The 22,948-nt window shown below is 46.8% G+C and carries 20 protein-coding genes and 1 tRNA gene; 17 read left to right on the top strand and 4 right to left on the bottom strand.

The window, feature by feature from the left end; genetic code table 11:
• The first annotated feature begins 18 nt into the window (after nt 1–18).
• The 8 genes from nuoD (at nt 19) to GSQ66_RS11010 (ending at nt 6,989) form a co-directional block, all read left to right on the top strand.
• Nucleotides 19–1,269, top strand: a complete 1,251-nt coding sequence (nuoD, locus tag GSQ66_RS11045) for an NADH dehydrogenase (quinone) subunit D (protein WP_162427523.1) — start codon at nt 19–21, stop codon at nt 1,267–1,269.
• A gap of 60 nt (nt 1,270–1,329) precedes the next feature.
• Entirely contained in the window at nt 1,330–1,866 is a 537-nt protein-coding gene (locus tag GSQ66_RS11040; RefSeq protein ID WP_162429024.1) for an NADH-quinone oxidoreductase subunit NuoE family protein, read from the top strand.
• A 145-nt stretch (nt 1,867–2,011) separates the two neighbouring features.
• Entirely contained in the window at nt 2,012–3,358 is a 1,347-nt protein-coding gene (gene nuoF, locus GSQ66_RS11035) for an NADH-quinone oxidoreductase subunit NuoF (protein WP_162427522.1), read from the top strand.
• 66 nt (nt 3,359–3,424) lie between these two features.
• Nucleotides 3,425–3,751 (top strand): DMT family transporter, encoded by a 327-nt coding sequence (locus GSQ66_RS11030; protein WP_162427521.1) that lies wholly within the window; start codon nt 3,425–3,427, stop codon nt 3,749–3,751.
• A 103-nt stretch (nt 3,752–3,854) separates the two neighbouring features.
• Nucleotides 3,855–4,835 (top strand): 2Fe-2S iron-sulfur cluster-binding protein, encoded by a 981-nt coding sequence (locus GSQ66_RS11025; protein WP_162427520.1) that lies wholly within the window; start codon nt 3,855–3,857, stop codon nt 4,833–4,835.
• A gap of 2 nt (nt 4,836–4,837) precedes the next feature.
• Nucleotides 4,838–5,893: an NADH-quinone oxidoreductase subunit NuoH gene (gene nuoH, locus GSQ66_RS11020; protein ID WP_162427519.1), complete on the top strand. Its 1,056-nt coding sequence runs from the start codon at nt 4,838–4,840 to the stop codon at nt 5,891–5,893.
• Between the two features lie 66 nt (nt 5,894–5,959).
• Nucleotides 5,960–6,469, top strand: a complete 510-nt coding sequence (locus tag GSQ66_RS11015) for a NuoI/complex I 23 kDa subunit family protein (protein ID WP_238395651.1) — start codon at nt 5,960–5,962, stop codon at nt 6,467–6,469.
• 7 nt (nt 6,470–6,476) lie between these two features.
• Entirely contained in the window at nt 6,477–6,989 is a 513-nt protein-coding gene (locus GSQ66_RS11010) for an NADH-quinone oxidoreductase subunit J family protein (RefSeq protein ID WP_162427518.1), read from the top strand.
• Between the two features lie 712 nt (nt 6,990–7,701).
• Here GSQ66_RS11010 and GSQ66_RS11005 read toward each other — a convergent pair.
• Nucleotides 7,702–8,670, bottom strand: coding sequence for a DUF6929 family protein (locus GSQ66_RS11005; protein WP_162427517.1), 969 nt, complete (start codon nt 8,668–8,670; stop codon nt 7,702–7,704).
• Nucleotides 8,671–9,121: 451 nt separating this feature from the next.
• Between GSQ66_RS11005 and nuoK the strand changes: the two genes are divergently transcribed.
• The 4 genes from nuoK to GSQ66_RS10985 are packed head-to-tail and all read left to right on the top strand — an operon-like array spanning nt 9,122 to nt 14,341.
• Nucleotides 9,122–9,451: an NADH-quinone oxidoreductase subunit NuoK gene (nuoK, locus tag GSQ66_RS11000; RefSeq protein WP_162427516.1), complete on the top strand. Its 330-nt coding sequence runs from the start codon at nt 9,122–9,124 to the stop codon at nt 9,449–9,451.
• 43 nt (nt 9,452–9,494) lie between these two features.
• Complete coding sequence (nuoL, locus tag GSQ66_RS10995; RefSeq protein ID WP_238395650.1) at nt 9,495–11,459, top strand: NADH-quinone oxidoreductase subunit L; 1,965 nt, start codon at nt 9,495–9,497, stop codon at nt 11,457–11,459.
• 12 nt (nt 11,460–11,471) lie between these two features.
• Nucleotides 11,472–12,935 carry a complex I subunit 4 family protein gene (locus tag GSQ66_RS10990; protein ID WP_162427515.1) on the top strand — a complete coding sequence of 488 codons (1,464 nt, stop codon included), beginning with the start codon at nt 11,472–11,474 and terminating at the stop codon, nt 12,933–12,935.
• A 20-nt stretch (nt 12,936–12,955) separates the two neighbouring features.
• A complete protein-coding gene (locus GSQ66_RS10985) occupies nt 12,956–14,341 on the top strand; it encodes an NADH-quinone oxidoreductase subunit N (RefSeq protein ID WP_162427514.1) in 1,386 nt (461 codons plus the stop codon).
• A 1,191-nt stretch (nt 14,342–15,532) separates the two neighbouring features.
• On the opposite strand, the gene GSQ66_RS10980 is transcribed toward GSQ66_RS10985, so the two are convergent.
• Genes GSQ66_RS10980 through thpR form a run of 3 tightly spaced genes read right to left on the bottom strand, consistent with a single transcriptional unit; the run spans nt 15,533 to nt 17,281 of the window.
• On the bottom strand, nt 15,533–16,171 hold the full coding sequence (locus tag GSQ66_RS10980; RefSeq protein WP_162427513.1) for a class I SAM-dependent methyltransferase: 639 nt from the start codon (nt 16,169–16,171) through the stop codon (nt 15,533–15,535).
• Nucleotides 16,172–16,192: 21 nt separating this feature from the next.
• Nucleotides 16,193–16,684: a CinA family protein gene (locus tag GSQ66_RS10975; protein WP_162427512.1), complete on the bottom strand. Its 492-nt coding sequence runs from the start codon at nt 16,682–16,684 to the stop codon at nt 16,193–16,195.
• Between the two features lie 33 nt (nt 16,685–16,717).
• Nucleotides 16,718–17,281, bottom strand: a complete 564-nt coding sequence (thpR, locus tag GSQ66_RS10970; RefSeq protein WP_162427511.1) for an RNA 2',3'-cyclic phosphodiesterase — start codon at nt 17,279–17,281, stop codon at nt 16,718–16,720.
• Nucleotides 17,282–17,372: 91 nt separating this feature from the next.
• Here thpR and GSQ66_RS10965 point away from each other — a divergent pair, with 91 nt between their 5' ends.
• From GSQ66_RS10965 to GSQ66_RS10945, 5 genes are all read left to right on the top strand, one after another.
• Nucleotides 17,373–18,092 (top strand): phosphatase PAP2 family protein, encoded by a 720-nt coding sequence (locus tag GSQ66_RS10965; protein ID WP_162427510.1) that lies wholly within the window; start codon nt 17,373–17,375, stop codon nt 18,090–18,092.
• Nucleotides 18,093–18,199: 107 nt separating this feature from the next.
• Nucleotides 18,200–18,281 (top strand) — tRNA-Leu (locus GSQ66_RS10960).
• Nucleotides 18,282–18,709: 428 nt separating this feature from the next.
• Nucleotides 18,710–19,405, top strand: coding sequence for a phosphatase PAP2 family protein (locus GSQ66_RS10955; RefSeq protein WP_162427509.1), 696 nt, complete (start codon nt 18,710–18,712; stop codon nt 19,403–19,405).
• A gap of 236 nt (nt 19,406–19,641) precedes the next feature.
• Complete coding sequence (locus GSQ66_RS10950; RefSeq protein ID WP_162427508.1) at nt 19,642–20,061, top strand: hypothetical protein; 420 nt, start codon at nt 19,642–19,644, stop codon at nt 20,059–20,061.
• Nucleotides 20,061–22,934, top strand: coding sequence for a tetratricopeptide repeat protein (locus GSQ66_RS10945; protein WP_162427507.1), 2,874 nt, complete (start codon nt 20,061–20,063; stop codon nt 22,932–22,934). The genes GSQ66_RS10950 and GSQ66_RS10945 overlap by 1 nt, the downstream gene beginning before the upstream one ends.
• Nucleotides 22,935–22,948 lie beyond the last annotated feature (14 nt).

Here is a 22,948-nt window from a genome sequence, read left to right as displayed (position 1 = left end):
ATACTTTAGAAGCATATTATGGCTACTGAAACTAAGACAGTTGAACTTGATGGATTAGAGCAGTTTCGCGAGAACCTGGATCTGAAACTACAAGATAAACATAACGAGAACTTAACCACGCTTAACCTGGGGCCAACGCACCCGGCTACGCATGGTATTTTCCAGAACATCCTGCAGATGAACGGTGAGGTGATTGTGGACGCTGTTCCGACGATCGGCTACATACACCGTGCTTTCGAGAAGATCGCAGAACGCCGTCCGTTCTACCAGATCACGCCGCTTACCGACCGCATGAACTACTGCTCGTCTCCAATCAACAACATGGGTTACCATATGTCGGTTGAGAAGCTGTTAGGCATCGAGATCCCGAAGCGTGCGCAGTACATTCGCGTGATCATGATGGAGCTTGCGCGTATTTCGGACCATTTGATCTGTAACTCTATTCTGGGTGTGGACTCTGGTGCGTTTACCGGCTTCCTGTATGTGATGCAGGAGCGTGAGAACATCTACGACATTTACGAAGAAGTTTGCGGTGCCCGCCTGACTACGAACATGGGTCGTATCGGTGGTATGGAACGCGACCTTTCTCCTAAAGCATTACACCTGATCGGTGAGTTCCTCAAGCGCTTCCCGAAAGTATGGGCAGAGTTCGAGAAAATGCTTACCCGTAACCGTATCTTCATCGACAGAACAACAGACGTTGGTGCTATATCAGCGGAACGTGCGTTGAGCTATGGCTTTACCGGCCCTAACCTGCGTGCTACCGGTGTGGATTATGACGTGCGCGTTATGAATCCATATTCTTCTTATGAAGATTTCGATTTCGAAATACCGGTAGGTTCTAAAGGTGACACGTACGACAGATTCCTGGTGCGTAACGCGGAAGTTTGGGAAAGCTTAAAGATCATTGAGCAGGCATACAAAAACCTGCCGGAAGGCTCTTACCACGCTGATGCACCACATTACTATTTACCTCCAAAGCAGGAAGTATACCGCAACATGGAAGCCCTTATCTATCACTTTAAAATTGTGATGGGTGAGATTGATGCTCCGGTTGGCGAAGTGTATCACTCCGTAGAGGGTGGTAACGGTGAACTAGGCTTCTACATTATTTCAGATGGTGGCCGTACGCCGTATCGTCTGCATTTCCGTCGTCCTTGCTTTATTTATTACCAAGCTTATACCGAGATGATAAAAGGTGGTCAGCTGGCGGATGCTATCCTCACGCTGAGTAGCCTGAACGTAATTGCCGGTGAGCTCGACGCTTAATATTTAGATTTTATTACCATTTAACATTGGTTGCCTGAAACAGCCGATGACAACTATAAAATGGCAGAGACTATAAACGAAGTAAAGTTTTCTGATGCAGGCATGGCCGAGATCCAGCGCTACATCAGCCATTACCCGGAAGGACGTCAGAAATCCGCTATTCTACCTATCATGCACGTGGCACAGGCAGAATTTGGTGGCTGGCTGAGCCCGCAGGCGATGGATAAAATTGCCGAAATCCTGAACATACAGCCCATCGAAGTTTACGAAGTGGCTACGTTCTACACCATGTTCAACCTGAAACCGGTTGGCAAGCATGTGCTGGAAGTGTGCCGTACAGGTCCTTGCTGCCTGCGTGGCGCCGACCAGGTGATCGATATGCTAAAGGAGAAGCTGAACATAGAAGAAGGTGAGACAACTGCTGACGGTATGTTCACCCTGAAGCCTGTAGAATGCCTTGCCTCGTGCGGAACAGGCCCGATGCTGCAGGTTCGCGAGAAGTTTTATGAGAACATCGATTCAGAAGAAAAGCTGGATCAGTTTCTGGAAACAATGCGCAACACCGAGGTAGAAACACCTTATCATCAGGCACAATAGACAAAAGACTATTTGACATAAGACAAAGGACTTGTGATAAGTTTTTTCTCTTGTCCTTTGTCAAAAAAATCCTTTGTCATATAACAATAAAGTATAATCAGGCAGCAAACTATAGAGTAACTGCCAAGCTATATATCCTGTAACAATGGGAATTAAAATATTAACTGAACATATAAACGTACCAGGCATCGAGACCCTGGAAGTATATCGTAAGCATGGCGGCTACCGCTCGGTAGAGAAAGCCCTGAAAACGATGTCTCCCGACGAGGTGGTGGAAGAAGTAAAAACATCAGGCCTGCGTGGTCGTGGTGGTGCCGGCTTCCCGACTGGTATGAAGTGGAGTTTTTTGGCTAAGCCTGAAGGTGTTCCGCGTTACCTGGTTTGCAACGCCGATGAGTCGGAGCCTGGAACCTTCAAGGACCGCTACTTCATGGAGAAAACGCCACACTCCCTGATAGAAGGTATGATCACGTCGAGCTACGCGCTGGGGGCGAACACATCTTATATCTATATCCGTGGTGAGTTGATGTTTGTGCTGCGCATCCTGGAGAAAGCGATTGCTGAGGCGTATGCTGCCGGTTTGCTTGGTAAAAACATATTGGGTTCTGGCTACGACCTGGACCTGCATGTGGCTCCGGGTGGTGGTGCTTATATCTGCGGTGAAGAAACTGCTCTGCTGGAATCGTTGGAAGGTAAGCGTGGTAACCCACGTAACAAGCCGCCATTCCCGGCTGTGAAAGGTTTGTTTGCTTCGCCAACGGTGGTGAATAACGTGGAATCTATTGCGTCTGTGCCGTGGATCGTGAACAACGGTGGTGCAGAGTATGCAAAGATCGGTATCGGTAGAAGTACAGGTACGAAGTTATTCTCATGCAGCGGTAACATCAATAAGCCTGGTGTTTACGAAATCGAACTGGGTGTTCCGGTAGAAGAATTCATTTACTCTGACGAATACTGCGGTGGTATCTGGAAAGGCAAGCAACTGAAGGCCGTTGTGCCGGGTGGTTCTTCTGTTCCGATCCTGCCTGCTAACCTGATAACTAAAACGGCTGCCGGCGAAGACCGCCTGATGACTTACGAATCGTTATCTGACGGTGGTTTTGTGAGTGGTTCGATGCTGGGTTCCGGTGCATTCATCGTTTTCGATGAAGACCAGTGTATTGTGCGCAATACCTGGAACTATGCCAGATTCTATCATCATGAGTCGTGTGGACAGTGCAGCCCTTGCCGTGAAGGTACTGGCTGGATGGAAAAAGTATTGCACCGCATCGAGCATGGTCACGGCCATCAGCAGGACATAGACCTGTTGGTAAGTGTAGCCAAGCAGATTGAAGGTAATACCATTTGCCCGCTAGGCGATGCAGCAGCATGGCCGGTGGCAAGTGCGATCCGTCACTTCCGCGACGAGTTTGAGTGGCACATTAAGCATCCGAAAGAGGCAATATTGCCAGGAGCTGTATACAGAGGCCAGTTAGCTGAAACTATAGCTTAAGGAACGAGCCTATCCACTGACTTTCAGGATAATGCTGGAAGCTATGGGGCAAGAGCAAAGAAGAACATGAACTGGATCCTGTTAATTATTGCCGGGCTGTTTGAAGTAGGATTTGCGTCCTGCCTGGGAAAAGCCAAAGAGTCCACGGGAGTTACGGCAACCTACTGGTATGTTGGGTTCCTGGTTTGTCTTTCGATAAGCATGTTCTTGCTTGTAAAAGCAACCCAGGTATTGCCGATCGGAACGGCTTATGCTGTCTGGACAGGAATTGGAGCAGTTGGCACTGTGCTTATGGGGATATTCTTCTTTAAAGAACCTGCTGAGTTCTGGAGACTGTTCTTTATAACAACACTTATTGCATCTATAGTTGGCCTGAAAGCGGTTTCAAATTAGGAAAAGCTGAAGTGAAAACCAGTGTTGCTGGTATAGTATAAAAAGTAAATTATAATTCGTAGTTCTGCAATCTCATGAACCACGAAAAACGAACATAGAAATAATGGCTAAAATAACGTTCGATGGCATTGAAGTAGAGGTAGAAGATGGAACTACCATCCTGCAGGCCGCCAGAAAAATTGGTGGCAGTGTAGTGCCGCCTGCCATGTGTTACTATACTCCATTAAAAGGCAGTGGCGGTAAGTGCCGTGTGTGCCTTGTAAAAGTAACGCAGGGTTCTGCCAAAGACCCACGCCCTATGCCAAAACTGGTAGCGTCGTGCATTACGCCGGTGCAGGATGGCATGGTGGTAGAGAATACGACCAACGAAGATGTTCTGAATGCCCGTAAAGGCATCGTGGAAATGCTGTTGATCAACCACCCGCTGGATTGTCCTATCTGCGACCAGGCCGGTGAGTGCGATCTGCAGGACCTTTCTTACGAGCATGGTGTAAGTGCTACGCGTTACGAAGAAGAGCGCCGTAAATTTAACAAGATAGACCTGGGCCCTTACATACAGCTGCACATGACACGCTGTATTCTGTGCTACCGTTGCGTGTATACTGCTGATCAGATCACGGCTAACCGTGTGCATGGCGTTTTAGGCCGTGGCGATGCTGCTGAGATCGGAACGTATATTGAGAACGTGATTGATAACGATTTCTCTGGTAACGTGATTGATGTGTGCCCTGTAGGTGCGCTTACAGATAAGACCTGGCGCTTTAAGAACCGTGTTTGGTTTACAAAGCCAATGGATGCACACCGCGACTGCCCGACCTGCTCCGGTAAAGTAACGCTCTGGACACGTGGCGAGGAAGTGTTGCGCGTAACAGCCCGCAAGGACCAGTATAACGAAGTAGAAGAGTTTATCTGTAACACCTGCCGCTTCGATAAGAAAGAAACAAAGGACTGGACCATTGAAGGGCCGCGTCATATTGAGCGCAATTCTGTAATTTCGGCCAACCATTACGAGCTGCCGGTACTGAATGTGCCTATCGTGCCTAACTTACCAAGTTCTACCAAGAAAAACCTGCCACAGGAATAAACATGGAGTCTGTAGACCTAATATATAAAGGGATTTTTATCCTGGTAATTTTCGGTATCACTCTACTGATCGCTACCTATTCAACTTACTTTGAGCGTAAAATAGCAGCCTTTATCCAAGATCGTGTGGGCCCGAACCGTGCAGGACCTTTCGGGTTGCTGCAGCCGCTTGCCGATGCCGGTAAACTGTTCTTTAAAGAAGAATTTATACCTGCCAAAGCGAACAAAGCACTGTTCATTATCGGTCCGGGTATTGCCATGCTGGTAGCTACTATGTCGAGCGCGGTTATTCCGTTCGGCGACATGCTTATAGTTGGTGGCCGTGAAATATGGCTTCAGGCTATCGATGTTAACATCGGGGTGCTGTATGTTTTTGGCATTGTATCGCTGGGTGTGTATGGCCTGATGATTGGTGGTTGGGCTTCGAATAACAAGTTCTCGCTGCTGGGCGCCATTCGTGCAGCATCGCAGAACATTAGCTACGAACTGGCCATGGGTCTTTCGCTGATCGCGGTGCTGATGATGACAGGTTCACTTTCGTTGAGAGAGATCGCGGAGCAGCAGCAGGGCTTTAACTGGAACATCTGGTACCAGCCGCTTGGCTTTATCATTTTCCTGGTGTGCGCATTTGCTGAAACAAACCGTACGCCATTCGACTTACCGGAATCTGAAGCGGAACTTATAGGTGGTTACCACACCGAGTATGGCTCGATGAAGCTGGGTATGTACCTGTTTGCGGAATATATCAACATCTTTGTAGTATCGGCGGTAATGTCAACACTATATTTTGGTGCTTACAACTTCCCGTTCATGGAGAACCTGCGTTCAGCTATCAGCGATCCGGTGCTGGCCAATAACGTGGTAACTATGGTTGGTGTAGCTGTAATGTTTGCCAAGATTTTTGCCTTTATTTTCTTCTTTATGTGGGTTCGCTGGACGCTTCCGCGCTTCCGTTACGACCAACTAATGAAATTGGGCTGGCAGATATTAATTCCGCTGGCAATACTGAATATGGTACTGACAGGTGGTGCTATTCTGCTGAAAGACTATTTATTTTAAACTATAGTACCGAAATCTGATTGTTATACTATAATGTATGGCTGATCATAACGGAGACAAGATATAATGGAACCATTATCAAATAGAAGCAAGAAAGTGCAGAAGCGCGAGATGACCTTTGCAGAGAGGGCTTATCTTCCGGCAATTGCGCAGGGCTTAGGTATTACGTTAAAACACTTCTTTAAAAAGAAGGCAACTATAAATTACCCGGAGCAAACGCGCGAGCGCAGCGATATCTGGCGTGGCCTGCACGTACTGAAACGTGACGAGAACGGCGCTGAGCGTTGCACTGCCTGCGGCCTTTGCGCCGTTGCTTGCCCTGCAGAAGCCATTACCATGATTGCCGGAGAGCGTAAAGCTGGTGAAGAGCATCTGTACCGTGAGGAAAAGTATGCAGTAACATATGAGATAAACATGCTTCGTTGCATTTTCTGCGGTATGTGCGAAGAAGCGTGCCCTAAAGCTGCTATCTTCCTGCAGGACGATAAACTTGCACCCGCCCGTTACGAGCGCGATGAATTTATTTATGGCAAAGACCGACTGGTGGAGCCTTTAAAAACCACTGAAACAAAATAATCCCATAATGGAGAACGTGTTCTATTTCCTGGCTTCGCTTACTTTGCTTTGCGCCCTGATGGTAGTATTATCTAAAAACCCGGTGCACAGCATTATTTTCCTGATCATTACCTTCTTCACTATTTCAGCGCACTATATTCTGCTGAACGCGCAGTTCCTGGCTGCCGTAAACATCATCGTTTATGCCGGTGCGATCATGGTATTGTTCCTGTTTGTGATCATGTTCCTTAGTGTTGGTAAGAATGATCATGACCCGAAAGCATCTGCTATGACCAGAATTACCGGAACTATAGCTGGCGGTTTACTTTTTATAGTGATGTTCGCAGCCCTGAAGGATGCCCATGTAGGAACTTATGATGCCGAAAACTTTAATTCACAGATCGGAATGGTGGAGAACCTGGGTAAGGTTCTGTTCACAAAATACCTGCTGCCATTTGAATTAGCATCGGTGCTGTTCCTGGTTGCCATGGTTGGTGCCGTAATGTTAGGTAAGAAAGAAACCGGAGAAAGACATTTCTAATCCGAACTGATTTTAAAATATAAAAGGGCTGCAATTTTATAGTTGCAGCCCTTTTTTTGTCCTAAAAGGGGTTAATAAGGTTTTTGGAATTGGTAGGATTTGGACTTTTTATGTAGTTGGAATTATCGTTCTATAGTTGCTGTTTTAACCCACCCCTGCCCCTCCCGAGAGGGGAATTTCTGCCTTTGCTATAGTAACATTTATAGTTCTATAGTTACAGACCATGCACAGGACAGGTTTACCTGTCCCTACGGAACTACCACCACGATAAAGCGATGCAACTATAGCAGCTCAGTCAACTATAGTTTAACTATCGAACTGATCGCAGTCTTTGGGTTGAGCGCCTTTGCTTTGTTGCGGTGCCTTCAGGCAACCCGAGGTACGAGGGTAGCAAGAAAGCAGCAGCGCGATGCCCGAAGACGGGGCCTCCCGGCCGTGAGGGCACCAAAGCTGGAAATGAAACTGTAGGTTAGTAGAGCTCCCAGGATGAAAGGATATTTGAAAGGAAGGCTTGGTTCAGAAAGTAGTGTAGCAAACTATAGAACTATAGTCAATGACAACTAACACCAACTATAAGCTGAGATAGATTTCTCACTTTGTTCGAAATGACAAAAGAGAAAGAACTATAGAACAGATAAGATACCTCGTCTTACGAACTGGATGACACTTAAACTATAAACCTATTAGATGCTTTATCACAGAAGACAAAAAACTACTCAACTATAAACTCTACTTCCAGAATTTCCGAATGGCCCTGATCATCATCAGAAATGGCTATAACTCTATAGTTACCGGCTTTGTTGCCCTTCTCCACAACCAGCGATTCTATTTTGCCAGTGTAAGTTTTCCCTTTATTATCAGTTACTTTGGTGGCCTTCGCAACTATAGTTTTGTCAGCAGCTATAGTTTCTTTCAGGTCAGATAAAGGAATATAACCGATGTAACTGCCTAATACTTCCCCGTCGAGGATAGCATTGGGGGCGCTTTCTATAGATGCTGTAAAGAATAGCTTATCATCGAAAATATAAGCTCCTGAGAAACCAGCCTGGTATTGCTGCAACGCTGGCAACCGGAAAAAAGTAGCAGCCGGAACTGGGAGGGGCTTATCTTCGAAAAGATACGCGTTAAAATCAGATACTTTCATTGTCAGGACAACATTGCCGGCTTTGTTAAGAGCCCGCTGGAGCAGGTATATGTTCTCATCTGAAATGGCAAGCCCTTCAATATTCAGCAGTTCTGCACCAACTATAGTTGTGTCTTGCTGCAACGCATCAAACAAGGCTTTTAAACCTGCTTCTTTAACAACAGGCTTGCCACCGGATACAGGCAGTTCCACGAGAAACGCTTTGTTGCGCATTTCCGATGAGCCAGAGCCAAGCGTAAGCAGATAACTTTTGCCTTTATAGTTTATAGTTGCCAGGCTCTCCAGGTCAGGTTTAAGCGGCTTTGGAATGCGGCCGTTTTTAAATTCAGTTGTATCAAATAACGCATATCGGCCAACCTGTTTAAAATCTTTATCCACCAGGTATAGAAACGGAGAATCGTCGCCGATAATGTAATAGCCCTCCGGAGCAGTTTCGATACCTGAGCCCGAAGGAATGTTTTCGTAGAATGTTTTACCTGTAACTACAGCCGTTATAGTTTTCGCATCTACTTTTTCCGTTCCCTTTTTCTCTTCCATAGTGCACCCCTGTACTATCAACACTGCAAATACAATAAAGCTATATACTAAGCTTAATCTATAGTCTGATTGATAATTATACGTTCTTATCATGTTTTCTCTGATCCGGATTGCATTTCGTATTGTTACATTTTTGTGCTGCATGGTTGCCTGTAAACTATAGAAACAGGGGCTGCAAGTATAACTATAAACCTACGCATCTTTAATGCTAAAGTATAGGCGACGGCTTAAGAGCCAAACTGTAAAACTAAGTAAAAACCTGTTCCAGGTGTATTTTTATCAGAAATAAGTCTTATTACAAACCAGTAAAACTATAGATGCCGGCATATAGCTGATTGGTATTAAGAAGTATGGAAATATGTTATGGATATTTAAGAAATCGGGATAACTTTGCGGCACGAAATATTGGATTATACTTTAACAGTAGGACTACGTTCGGACTACACAGAAAATGAATCAGATACCTGAAATTATCAGAACCATTCCGCTGGAATATTACCTGTTCTTTAGTACTGCTCTTTTCGCTATCGGCGTAATTGGCGTACTTACCAGACGAAATGCCATCATCATCTTTATGTGTGTGGAGCTGATGCTGAATGCTGCAAACATTTTGCTTACAGCACTTTCTGCTTACCGCGGAGATACAAACGGACAGGTTTTCGTGTTTTTCATTATGGCTGTTGCCGCCGCAGAAGTTTGCGTTGGCCTGGCAATTATTGTAATGATCTACCGTAACATACGCTCTACGGACGTGCAATTGCTTAACCGCCTGAAGTGGTAAGCCCGAAATCTAATCTACAATAGCTTAACTTAATACAAATTAGATGCAAGAGATTGTAATGCCCTTCAATAACCAGGCGATGGCACTGCTCTGTTTGCTTATTCCGCTGCTGCCTCTGATCGGCTTTATCGTGAACGGGCTTGGCAACAGGAAGCTCGCAAAGGGTATGGTAAGTCTGATAGGCTGCGGCACAGTGCTCGCTTCCTTCCTTATCTCGGTATACCTTTTTGTTGATTTCACAGCCAATGGCAGCCGCGCGTACACTGTCGATTTTTATAACTGGATCTCGGTTGGCGACATGCTGATCGGTTTCTCGTTTTTGATTGACCAGCTGACGCTGCTGATGATGCTGATGGTAACTGGTATCGGTTTCCTGATTCACCTGTACTCGGCCGGTTACATGAGCCATGACGAGAACTTTGGTAAATTCTTCGCTTTCATTAACCTGTTCATGTTCTCGATGTTACTGCTTGTAATGGGCTCTAACTACGTGATGATGTTCGTAGGCTGGGAAGGGGTTGGTCTTTGCTCGTACCTGCTGATCGGTTTCTGGAACAAGAACACCAACTATAACAATGCTGCCAAGAAAGCCTTCATCATGAACCGTATCGGTGACCTGGGCTTCCTGCTGGCTATTTTCCTGATCTTTATCACGTTCGGTTCGGTTAGCTACCCGCAGGTTTTCGCTGAGGCTGCCCGTTACACTGGTGGTATTGATTCTACTGTAATGATTACGATTACCCTGCTGCTGTTTGTAGGCGCGATGGGTAAAAGTGCGCAGATTCCGTTATTTACCTGGTTACCTGATGCGATGGCGGGTCCTACTCCGGTTTCGGCCCTGATACACGCAGCAACCATGGTTACAGCTGGTATTTACATGGTAATCCGCTCGAACGTGCTGTATGTACTGGCTCCCTCTACCATGGAAGTGATAGCTATAGTAGGTATTGCTACGGCACTGCTGGCAGCAACTATAGGCCTGGCGCAAAATGATATTAAAAAGGTACTGGCTTACTCTACTGTTTCGCAGCTGGGTTATATGTTCCTGGCACTTGGCGTAATGGCCTTCGATTCGTCTATTTTCCACGTGCTGACACACGCATTCTTCAAAGCGCTTCTGTTCTTAGGTGCTGGTTCAGTTATCCACGCTATGAGCAACGAGCAGGATATCCGTTTCATGGGTGGCCTGCGCAAGTATCTGCCCATTACATTCCTTACGTTCCTGATCGGTACGCTGGCCATTGCCGGTATTCCTCCGTTCGCTGGTTTCTTCTCTAAAGATGAACTGCTGGCGCATGTTTGGGAGCACAATAAACTGATGTGGGGACTTGGTCTGCTGACTTCGTTCATGACATCGTTCTACATGTTCCGCCTGGTGTTCTTAACGTTCTTCGGTACGTTCCGCGGCACTGAAGCTCAGAAATCTCACCTACACGAATCACCAATGTCGATGACACTACCGCTGATCGTGCTGGCTATACTTTCAACGATCGGTGGTTTCCTTGGCATTCCGGCTGTGTTTGGCGAGAACATGCACGTGCTGCAGAATTACCTGGCGCCTATTTATGGTTACGCACAGGTGGCTAACGCGGCAGCTGTTGCCCCTCTTCACATCGATCATGCTACGGAGTGGATGCTGATGGGTATCTCAGTGGCAGTAGCTATAGTTGCCATCATCCTGGCTTATGTTATGTATGTGAGCAAAAAGCAGGTTCCGGCAGCAGAAGGCACCAGGCTTTCTCCTATCCACAACCTGATCTATAACAAGTATTACATCGACGAATTATACAACGCGATCATCGTGCGCCCTATCATGTGGTTATCTTCTATCTTCCACAAAGTATTTGATGTAACGATCGTGGATGGTATCGTGAACGGTGCTGGCAAGTTTGTGATGCAGAGCAGCCGCACACTTCGCTTTGCGCAGAGCGGTGCTATCGGGTTCTACATTCTGCTGATGGTGGTGAGCATCGCGCTCATTCTGTTTTTAAATTTCTTTATCGGATAAGGTTCTTAGAAGATGATAACAGCTCTTTTACTTTTCTGGCCTGCCTTAGCTGCACTGCTGGTGTTGCTGATAAAAGGACAAGGTGCCAAGAAAGTGGCTTTTGTGGCAGCACTCGTTGAATTTGCCATTGCTATAGTTGCAACTACAGGTTTTGATGCGGCAGGTGGCCGTACACAATATGCTCTGAACCTGCCATGGGTAGAGAATGCCGGCATCGGTTTCCATATTGGTATGGACGGTATCAGCTTACTGATGGTGTTGCTGACTACTTTCCTGGTTCCGCTGATCATACTTTCGGCCTTTAAGCACGATTATAAGAATCCGAACGCTTTTTACGCACTTATTCTGTTCATGCAGACCGGCTTAATCGGTGTGTTTGTGGCACTGGATGCGTTCCTGTTCTACTTTTTCTGGGAAGTGGCGCTTATTCCGATCTACTTTATTGCCGCTATCTGGGGTGGTGCTAACCGCATTAAGGTTACGCTTAAGTTCTTTGTGTATACGGTGTTCGGTTCGCTTTTCATGCTGGCCGCCTTTGTATACCTGTACTTCCAGACAGGCGCAACCGAAATGGCAGCACATTCATCTGATGTGCAGGCGTTTTACCAGCTGGCCTTAAGTGCTGAGTCGCAGAGCTGGATCTTCTGGTTCCTGTTCATTGCTTTCGCTATTAAAATGCCCGTGTTCCCGTTCCATACCTGGCAGCCAGATACGTATACTGAGTCGCCTGCGCAGGCTACGATGTTGCTTTCCGGTATTATGCTGAAAATGGGTATTTACGGGGTGCTTCGCTGGTTATTGCCGGTTGTGCCAATGGGCGTGAGCCAGTGGGATGAACTAGTGCTTATCCTTTCCATCATCGGTATTGTTTACGGATCAATTATCGCTATCCGTCAGCACGACCTGAAACGCCTGATCGCTTATTCATCTATCGCTCACGTTGGCCTTATTGCGGCAGGTATCTTTACCCTGAACGAGCAAGGCCTGCAAGGTGGCGTTATCCAGATGCTGAGCCACGGTATCAACGTAACCGGCCTGTTCTTCATCATCGACATTATTCAGAGAAGAACCAGTACAAGAGAGATTACCAGCCTGGGCGGTATCACGCAGAATGCAAAAGCACTTTCGATCTTCTTTATGATCCTGTTGCTGGGCTCGGTGGCGCTGCCGCTTACAAATGGTTTCGTGGGTGAGTTCCTGCTGCTGCTGGGTGTTTATAATTACAATGCGTGGTTTGGCGCTGTAGCTGGCTTAACCATTATACTTAGTTCAGTTTATATGCTGCGCATGTTCCAGGGTGTGATGTTTGGTACCAAGTCCGAGCATACAGAAGACTTCACGGACCTGACATTCAATGAAAAAGCGGTGCTTATTCCGCTGGTGATCATGGTATTCTGGATCGGTTTGTTCCCGAACACGTTCCTGAGCATTTCGGAGCCGGCTGTAGGTAACCTGCTGAACATCATTAACCGCTAATTAACAGGAAATACGACGACATGACCTCGATCATACTTCTTTCAGTTTTTGGCATCGTTAACCTTTTTGTAGGTTTCCTGAAGTCTAAGAAAATATTATTGCCGCTGGCCCTGCTGTTCCTGATAGTGGTGTTTGGTGTGAACCTGCTTGGCTGGAACAACACCCAGACCTACTTTAACAACATGCTCACCATCGATAACTATGCGGTGGCTTTTACGGGTATTATGGTGCTGACGACACTGCTCATACTTCCGTTCTCGCAAAGTTATATTGATGCGGAAGATGAGAACCTGGCAGAATACTACTCTCTGCTGCTGTTCTCGCTGGTTGGTGCTATTATGATGGTAGCCTATGAGAACCTGATCATGCTGTTCATCGGTATCGAGATACTTTCTATTGCAATGTATGTGCTGGCAGGTAGTAACAAACGCAGCCTGCGTTCTAACGAAGCCGCCCTGAAGTACTTCCTGATGGGTTCGTTCTTTACGGGTGTGCTGCTGTTCGGTATCGTTCTGATCTACGGAGCGACCGGTACATTTGACATTACAGAAATAGGTGCAGCCAATGTGATGGCAGATGGTACAATTAATACCATGTTCACGATGGGCCTGTTGCTCTTAGTGATTGGTATCTCCTTTAAGATAGCTGCTGCTCCATTCCACTTCTGGACGCCGGACGTGTACGAGGGTACGCCAACGTTCTTTACCACGTTTATGGCTACTGTAGTTAAAACTGCTGGTGTGGCGGCTTTCTATAAATTAATGAATGCAGCTTTCGAAGGTTCCTTCACTTCCTGGTTCCCGACTGTTATTGCCATTACAGTACTGACGCTGGTAGTTGGTAACATTGGCGCGGTCATTCAGCCAAGTGTAAAGCGTATGCTGGCGTATTCGTCTATCTCGCATGCCGGTTACCTGCTGATGACGCTGGTTGCCTTCAATGACTTGTCCGAGAATGCGATCTTCTTCTATTCCTTGTCTTATGCTGTTGCTTCTGTGATTTCGTTTGGTGTTCTGAAACTGGTAGAAGATGCGCGGGAAGGAAATCATTCTTTTGCAGCCTTCAATGGTCTGGGTAAAACAAACCCGCTACTGGCTTTTGTGATGACCGTTTCGATGCTATCGCTGGGTGGTATTCCACTTACTGCTGGTTTCTTCGGTAAACTGTTCGTGTTCTCAGCAGTAATAGAGACCGGCAACCTGATGTGGCTGGTGGTGTTAGCCGTTGTGCTGGCAGCCATTGGTATCTACTACTACATTAAAGTAGTTATAGCCATGTATATGCAGCCAACCGGTGAAAATACCAAAGTACCAGTAAGTGGTTTCGCAACATTGGTTCTGATCATCTGTGCAGCGCTTACTGTCCTGCTGGGTTTAGCGCCGGGTTTAATAAGTAATATCCTGTAACAGGAAACTATAAACTATAAGAAGGCTGCTCTGAAAAGGGCAGCCTTTTTTATTGTCTGTTTTTTTACATAGCTGCATTGCTTACAAGCTGTTATAAGTAGTACTGATATAGTTTCTGGTTTGTCATCTCGAGCATTTTTTGAGACGCGAGTCGGAGCGAACCAGCGTAGCTGTGAGACATCTTATGTGCCTTATAATTCTTATTTTGTCATTTCGAACAAAGTGAGAAATCTGGGTTCTATAGTTAGTTATAGTTGCAGCTGGAACCAAGCCTTTCTTTCAAATATTCTTAAACCCTGGGAGCTCTACTTACCTATTGTTTCAATCTAGCCTTGGTGCCCTCACGGCCGGGAGGCCCCGTCTTCGGGCATCGCGCTGCTGCTTTCTTGCTACCCTCGCTCTGCTCGGGTTGCCTGACGGCACCACAACAAAGCAAAGGCGCTCAACCCAAAGACTGTGATCAGTTCGATAGGTAAACTATAGTTGAGTGAAGCTCTATTGCACTTAGCTTTAACGTGGTGATAATTCCGTAGGGACAGGTCGCGACCTGTCCGATCCTGGTCTGTAACTATAGAACTATAGCCGCTAACTATAGCAAAGCCAGAAAGGTCCCCCTTTGAAGGGGGCGAGGGGGATGACTAACGGAAACTATAGAACTATAGCTAGACTATAGCAACAACCGGAATTCCCCTCTTGGGAGGGGTAGGGGTGGGTTAAAACAGCAACTATAAAATGATAGCCTGAACTATAGCAAAGGCCAAAAGCTCCTTCCCCTGTTCTTAGGGGAAGGCTGGGAAGGGGTAAAACCGAAACTATAGCAATGCCATAAAACTCCACCTCAGACTACCGGGAAGCGATTTCGAAGGTTGCGTGCGGAGCTCTGAGGGCAGAGGTGGTTGGACCAACAGTAACTATGAAACTATAGCCAAAGCAACTATAGCAATTCCCTTTATCCCAGAAATCACTTAAATCTCCATTAATCCCGGTTCAGACAATGCCTGTCCCTAGCGGGCCAGCTGAGTCAGAGGGCCCACTTCATCGTAAGTCTCGAGCGAAGACGCTCGCCAGCAGTACGAACTATAGTACTATAACCTAAACTATGGCATAAACAAGTTGCCTTCTCCGGCTTTAGGGGTAGGGGCCCTCTTCAAAAGGTCAGGATCGAGGTGACGTAATTGAGGGGCAGGTCACTTATATCTTCCTATAAACCTTACTCTGCACAAACCCATTATAGAAGTCTGCGCTTTGCTGTTCCTTCAATCCCAAACCTTCGAAATGCCTGCCGTAATGGGGGAGCTCTCTGCCCTGCACATCGCTTAGCAAACCAAAGAAAAGGTACATACTTTTTGCCAGTAGCTTCTGCCAGAAAGGTGGTTTCTGCTTCACCGGCCAGAAATCAGTGAACAACCATAAACCACCCGGATCTAAAACAGCATAAAGCCTTTGCATCAACTGGGAGAGCCGCTGTTCCTGAAAAAGATCCAGCAAAAAAGGCGTAATGATAATATCGAACCGCTCGTGTGGTTGTAGATTTCCATCAGTGCCATGGCGAAACTCAACTATAGCTGGAAAGGAATTTTGTTGCTGCGCCAGTTGCAGCATTTTTTCGGATGCTTCCAGGTAAACTACATGCTTCGGGGAGGTGTGAAATAAAACCTGTTGCAAAAGCCAGCCGCTGCCACCCCCAATAATAAGTATAGTTGAGCCGCTCGGAATAAAGGGCAGTAGCCAGCGTTGCGCGTCCTGCAGCGAAGAGCCAAACACCAGCCGGGCCAGCAAGTCGTAAAAAGATGCTACACGGTCGAAGCCGCTATCCGGGTTCAGAGACAAATGAATAGATATAACTATAGGTTAGCGATCGTAATGCTGTTCCAGCACACCTTTCAGCTTTTCGAAAATGTAATCTACAGTTTTTTTGCGGATTGCCTGCGTATTGCCGTCAAACACTTCCCGAAACTCTTCGGCTTTACCATCATATAAAAACGAAACAAACACGGTACCTACAGGCTTCTCATCGGTTTCGGAGCCGCCGCCGCCAGCCAGTCCGGTAACAGCTATGTTAATTTCAGCATCCAGCAATTTCTTCAGCCCCATCACCATTTCATTGGTTACCTGCTGGCTCTCGGCTGTGTACATCTCCAGGGTCTCTTTCCGAACATCCAGCAGCTTTATTTTAACTTCCGGCTGATACACTACCAGGCTGCCTCTAAGCACATCACTGCTTCCTTTGGCCTTTACAAATTCAGATGCCAGTAGTCCGGCGGTACAGCTTTCGGCAAAAGCAATAGTCAGGTTTTTATCTTTAAGGTAAGTTACCAGTTCAGTAAGGTCGTTTTGGGTCATAGCTTTATGTTTTTCCAGTGCTATACTTACTTATCAGGGCTTGGTTTGGTTTTGGCCCAGCAGATAACTCTCCAATATGCTGTAGATCGGGTGTGGCGATGCCAGTTCAGATTTCCAGACACCGATCGCATTTACAGGCAGGGTTATTTCTTTTTCCGGGTAGATGGCGGGCTTTACTTCGGGGCGGGCAATGTTTTTACGGTAGCGGGCAAGCGTAATATGCGGAGTATGTTTTAGTTTGTTTGGCTCTGCCAGTGCCAGCGTTGCGGAAAGCTTTTTACTTAGTTTTGCAAACTCCGGGTGTTCGTTAAACCGTGCCCAGATCAGGCGCGGCGAAGTTGGTTTCGGGCCCTGCTCTACTGCTGCCAGCTGCAAGGTAAAAGGTTCGAACTGGTGCGCTATCTCTTTTACTTTATGCCTGATCGTATTAAGTTCTGTGTCAGGTACATTGCCTATAAAAAACAAAGTCAGGTGCATGTTTTGCAGGGGTATTGGCCGTAGGGTATCATCCAGTAATGGCCTGAGTGCTTCTTTCAGGTAGGGCCCTAATTCATCGGTCAGCGAAGCCGCAATAAATAACCTGATTGTAGCATCCATAAGTATAACAGTAGAGTTGGTTCGTAATCTTACGTTAAACGTATACGCATGCTACGCAACCATAGCATCCCGAAAAACGAATGTATAACGCATGATAAAAAGTTTTTATAAAAAAGTTGCCGCAGGCATAGCGTTGTTTACAGTAGAGCTGATCTTTGTCTGGCTCCTGTTTATTGCATGCGTGGTGGTTTTCTTTTACATAAGCAGCCAGATAGTGCAGGGCGATGAGTTGGGTGTGGACAGTGCCGCTTTCGACTTTGCCGCAACTATAGCTTCGCCAGGCCTCGATAATTTTATAAAAGTAATTACCTTTTTTGCATCGAGGCAGTTTTTAACCCCGGCAGCGCTGTTGCTGGTTGCGTACTTTGTGTTTATAAAACGGCACAGATGGTATTCGCTGAAAGTGCCGGTAGTGGCACTGGGCAGTATTACGCTTAATGTGGTGCTGAAATACTTTTTCGACAGGCCACGGCCCATTGTACCGATGGTTGAAGCGCATGGGCTTAGTTTCCCGAGCGGGCATACCATGGTAGCGGCATCGTTTTACGGGCTGCTGATATACCTGGTGTGGCAAAATGTAAAGCAGCCAGCCTTAAAATATACCCTTGTTGCATTGCTATCTGTTTTTGTTATCCTGATCGGGTTTAGCCGCATTTACCTGCGGGTGCATTACGCTACCGACGTGCTGGCCGGTTTTGCGGCCGGATTTATGTGGGTTTTTATTGGCATTTATATTCTTAGACGATTGGAGCGCTATTCACGTAAAGAGATAACGCCGGTTTTAATAGACGAGCCCGTGACAAAAGAATAAATATTTTTTTATTGACATATTGCATTAAATAAATTCTGTCGTACCTTTGCAATCCCAATGAACGAGGGTTAAAGGGTTTTGGGGATGTTTATTTGATAGTGACCAATGCGCACGTGGCGAAATTGGTAGACGTGCAGGTCTCAGAAGCCTGTGCCTTCGGGTGTGGGAGTTCGAGTCTCCCCGTGCGCACATTATCTCTATCAGAGCGAAAGCCGGTTCTTCTAAAGAATCGGCTTTCGCTTTTTTTATAGTTTATAGTTTCTGCTGCCAACTATAGGTGTAGTAACAGGTATTGTTTAAACTATTTTGTCATCCTTAAGTGGTGTATCCCGAACTTGTTTCGGGGGATCTTGTGGGCTAGTAGTAAAGGCTTAACCCCAGGGTAGGGGCTGGCTCATTCTCCTTTATTGTCATCCTGTAAGGATCTTGGTGGCAAATAGCATAGACTTAACCTCCGGGGGTAGGGGCCCTCTTTTCCACCAAGTTTCTTAACAGAACGACAGTAGTTGTGATACTTTAATGCAACCAGGTGCACTACGCTTGCTGAAAATTGCATTTCGGATGCGCTGACAACTATAGTTATACCGACTATAATAGCAGTTGCGTAAGCATAAGGCATGAAAGCTCGGATAAAACGGTTTATAAGCGCGCTGGCATTGCTCTCGGTAGAGGCGGTGTTGGTCTGGCTGGCTTTCTTTGGGTGTGTGCTGCTGTTTGTGTACATGGCGGAACTGGTATTTGTAGATAAAAGCACCGCTTTTGACGAAGCCATGTTCCGGTTTGCCGCCAGCCATACTTCCCCAGAAACCACGCGCATCATGCGTTTTATTTCCTTTTTTGCTTCCGCTGATTATCTGATGGTAGTGCCGGTGCTTATAGTTTTAGTTTTTGCCTGGTTCCGGCAGTTGCAGTGGTTTGCGCTTAAAGTGCTGGTTATCTCGTTTACCAGTACCATGATGAACCAGGCGCTGAAGCGTGTTTTTGAGCGTCCGCGCCCTGAAACGGCGATGCTCGAGCAATCCGGGCTCAGTTTTCCCAGCGGTCATGCCATGATTGGCGGCTCGTTTTATGGTTTGCTGATCTACATTGTATGGCGAACGGTACCAAACCCCATCTGGCGCTGGCTGCTGACTATCGTTTTAACCCTGCTGCTTTTGCTCATAGGCTACAGCCGTATCTACCTGAATGTACATTATGCTACCGACGTGCTGGCAGGCTTCTCCGCCGGCATTCTCTGGCTGCTCATTTCCATCTACTTCATGCGAAAACTCGAGATAATCTACTTCCGGAAAGTGGAGAAGAAGCAGGTGTAGGGGTATATGTTATTTATCAGATATAAAGTTTTATTAGCCGGGAGAAGTGTGTATTTTTAAAGTAAGAAGTAACCCCTGATGAAAATCACCCTGGTCTTTTCTATACTCACGCTTTTTGTATTACAAACAGTAATGCTCAAGGTGTTTCTGTTCAGGAATTAAAGAATATTATAGTTGCCAAGCATAGTGTAGACCCTGATACAGTTGGCTTTTGCGATTTTATAGTTGTAGATGGTGTGCCATACTCACTCTCTGACATTGAAAATGGCAAAGAGACAATAGCAAAGGATAAACTTAGCGTATTTATGTTTGCTGATATGTCATCAGTATTCCACCATACTAAGTGTGCCTGGCTTTTGATAACTGGCTCTGGATTAAATCAGAAAAGGAAAGAGAAGAAAGACTTTGTTAATGACCTAAAGGAAAGCATAAAAACCACTGCTTCTCAATCTATAACTATAGTAGATGGAAAGTGCGGTGATTGTATGGCTGTTGTAGTGGATGGGAAAGCTTTAAATGAGCAGCAAAGCATTCTGTTTGTCAGTAATTTAAAAGCTGGAAATATTGCTCACATAGCTTTCTATCAAAATGCTAATCCGGATTTCTATGGCTACAGGGCCAAAAATGGAATGATGGAAATATTTATGAAAAACTGATGATGAAATTATTTTACAAGTCTATACTTCTTTTTACTGCAATCATTTCCTTTTCGCTCCCAGCCTTGGCCCAGCGCCCCGACGATATAAAGGCCATTAGGGAAAAACTGCAGCAGGAACGGGAACAGGCAAAGGCGGCAACTATAGCACCAGCCGAGAGGGCGGAAAGGTTACTGGAACTGGGCTTGTGGCAGGAAGCGGAGCAAACTATAGCCAAGGCAAGACCATCTGCTGAAACTATAGTTACCAAAGCAAAACTGGCTATCCTTAACAACGAGTTTGAGCAAGCCGGAAAGCTTATCACGCAGGCCCTGAAACTACAACCCGAATCTGCGGAAGCGCTGCTGATCAAAAGCAAACTACAGGTGCAGGCCTGGGAACTGGAAAAAGCAAAAGCCACTGCTAACCAGATCTTAGCCAAAACTCCGAACCACGAAGCTGCAACTTTACAGATCGGTCGCATTCTGATGCTGCAGAAAAAATACGACCAGGCACTGGAAAAAGCGAAACAGGTGCAGCAGCTCAATCCGAAAAATGCCGATGCCTATTTGCTGGAGTCGGATGTGCATTTTTGGAACCAGAAGCCGGAGCTGGCCGAAAAACCGCTTATCACCAGCCTGACGCTAAACCCCTTTAACCCGGATGCCCGCTTCAACTATGGCTATGCCATCTGGCGACGCGTAGATGCTACCCAACTTAACGACATGGCCGCACAATGGGAACTGGCACTGGAGCTGAACCCGCTGCACTATGTAACACACTGGCACTGGGGCAACGGCCACACCAACCTAACCTACGCCGATTACGCCCAACCCGAAGACGAAAAAGTAAGGCAGGCTTTACAACAGGCAGATAAACTGATAGCACAGAATAAACTACAGGAAGCGCTGGCGCATGCTGCTACTGTGCAGAAGGATTACCCGCAATCGGTGTTGCCGGCCATGCTGCGCGGCTCTGTGTATTACATGGCTTTCGATATGGAACGGGCACAACGCCTAGACTCTGCTCAAACGATTTTTCAGGATATCTTAAAACATAAAAAGCATTACGGCCCGGCGCATAATGCCCTCGCTGCTGTCATCAAGCAAAAACAACTGCCTTACCTGCACAATTACGACTCGCTGCGGCAGGTTATTCAACAGACAACTATAAAAGACCCCGTGAATTTTGCACGTGTGTTTCCGGATGTGACGTACTACCCCGGCGACGAAGTGCAGAAGATGGTGTGGTCGCAACTATACGAGAGTATTGTTTATTTCCCGTTCCTGAGCAGGCAAAACGAAAAGTTTGTAATTCCGCCACTGCACCTCGACCTGGCCATTGCCATGAACTCTCCATTCTTTAGGCAGGCTACAACCTTTGATAACCGCCAGTGGATGGATATAAGAGGGGTAGGGAGCGGGGCTGCTGCCATTGAGTATGTGGTGCGTGGCTCGTACCTGGAGCGCAATGTGGTGCTGCACGAGTATGTGCACCAGTTTCATGGCAGGGTGTTTACCGATGCCGAAAACCGCGAAGTGCGCCGCCTGTACCAGAATGCCATGAAGGAAAACCGCACGCTTGACTATTATTCTGCCAACAACGAGCACGAGTACCTGGCGCAGACATATCCGGCTTACTTTGAGCCTGTAAAAGTGCATCCGCTCAACCATAAATCCATCAACACCACCGCCGACCTGAAAGCCAAAGACCCGGAACTGTATAGTTTCCTGGATAAACTGGTAAAACGGCAGCAGGCTTACCTGTCAGGCGACAAACAGGCTATGGCGAGCAATTGGGCAGAAGTATACCTGAATTTATCGGAGCGGGCTTTGGCTGGCAAGAACTATAACCAGGCAACGGCTTTGTTAGATACCGCCCTTACCTGGGATGAAAATTACCAACCGGCCTTATTAGCCTATGCCCGCGTAAAAAAGGAACAGAACAGGTTTAACGAAGCTGAAAAATGGCTTTCGGAAGCAGAAAAGATTAACCCCAACTATGCGCCTGTGTATGTCGCTCGTGCCGAACTGCTGGAAGCCATGCGCCGCAACAACAAGCTCGAAGCAACTGAAGCGCTTAAACAACAGGCCGAACTATACCGCAAAGCACTGGAACTGGAAGATGACCTGATGACAAGCGCTGCCAACACACTGGCTTTCGCCAAACTATATGCCTCTTATGGTCAGGTTCCGGAAGCCATTATTTTGGCAGAAAGTTATGTGAAAACAGCCCCGACCGTATCAACTTACCTGCGCGACCGCCGCGACGAAGCACTTGCTTACGCCCACTGGCTGAAAGGCACCACCGACAAGGCACCCGAAAGTGAAGCAGAACTGGCAAGGCTCGTATCGTTAAAACCTCAGAACTATGAGCTTCGCCAACAGTATGCCGATGTGCTTGCTGCTCAGGGGAACTATAAAAAAGCGTACGCTACTTTAGAAGAAGTCCAGCGTATAGTGGCGGCAAGCAGCACGCCCCGTCCGGCATACACAGTGCGCATGGCAGGATATCAACTTATGTTAGGCTTAAGCGATTCGGCTACAGCTACAGCAGAACCATTGCTCTCTGGCAGGGTTAAATTACGGTCCGACAACTATAAACTGGTTTCGTTAATGGCACAACTTGGCGATGTAGAAAAAGCAACCATGTTACTGCGCCAGCAGCCACGCCCTGAATCGCCGGCTGATATGGGTGAACGTCTAACAGCGGTAGGTGTACTCTGGGAATCGTTAGACAAAGCACGTAAAGCAGAGAAATCGTACAAAGCTGCATTGGCAGAAAACCCTTACCAGCTCGAGACCCGCGTACTGTTAGCAAAGCTTTTGAGAGAACGAGGCAGAAAAAAACAGGCTGAAAAAGTGATGGCTGCAATGCGTATTTCAGAGATCTAACCATATGTAAACTA

Source organism: Pontibacter pudoricolor (genome assembly GCF_010092985.1).
Lineage (GTDB): Bacteria > Bacteroidota > Bacteroidia > Cytophagales > Hymenobacteraceae > Pontibacter > Pontibacter pudoricolor.
This window is presented reverse-complemented; position numbering and strand designations above follow the sequence as displayed.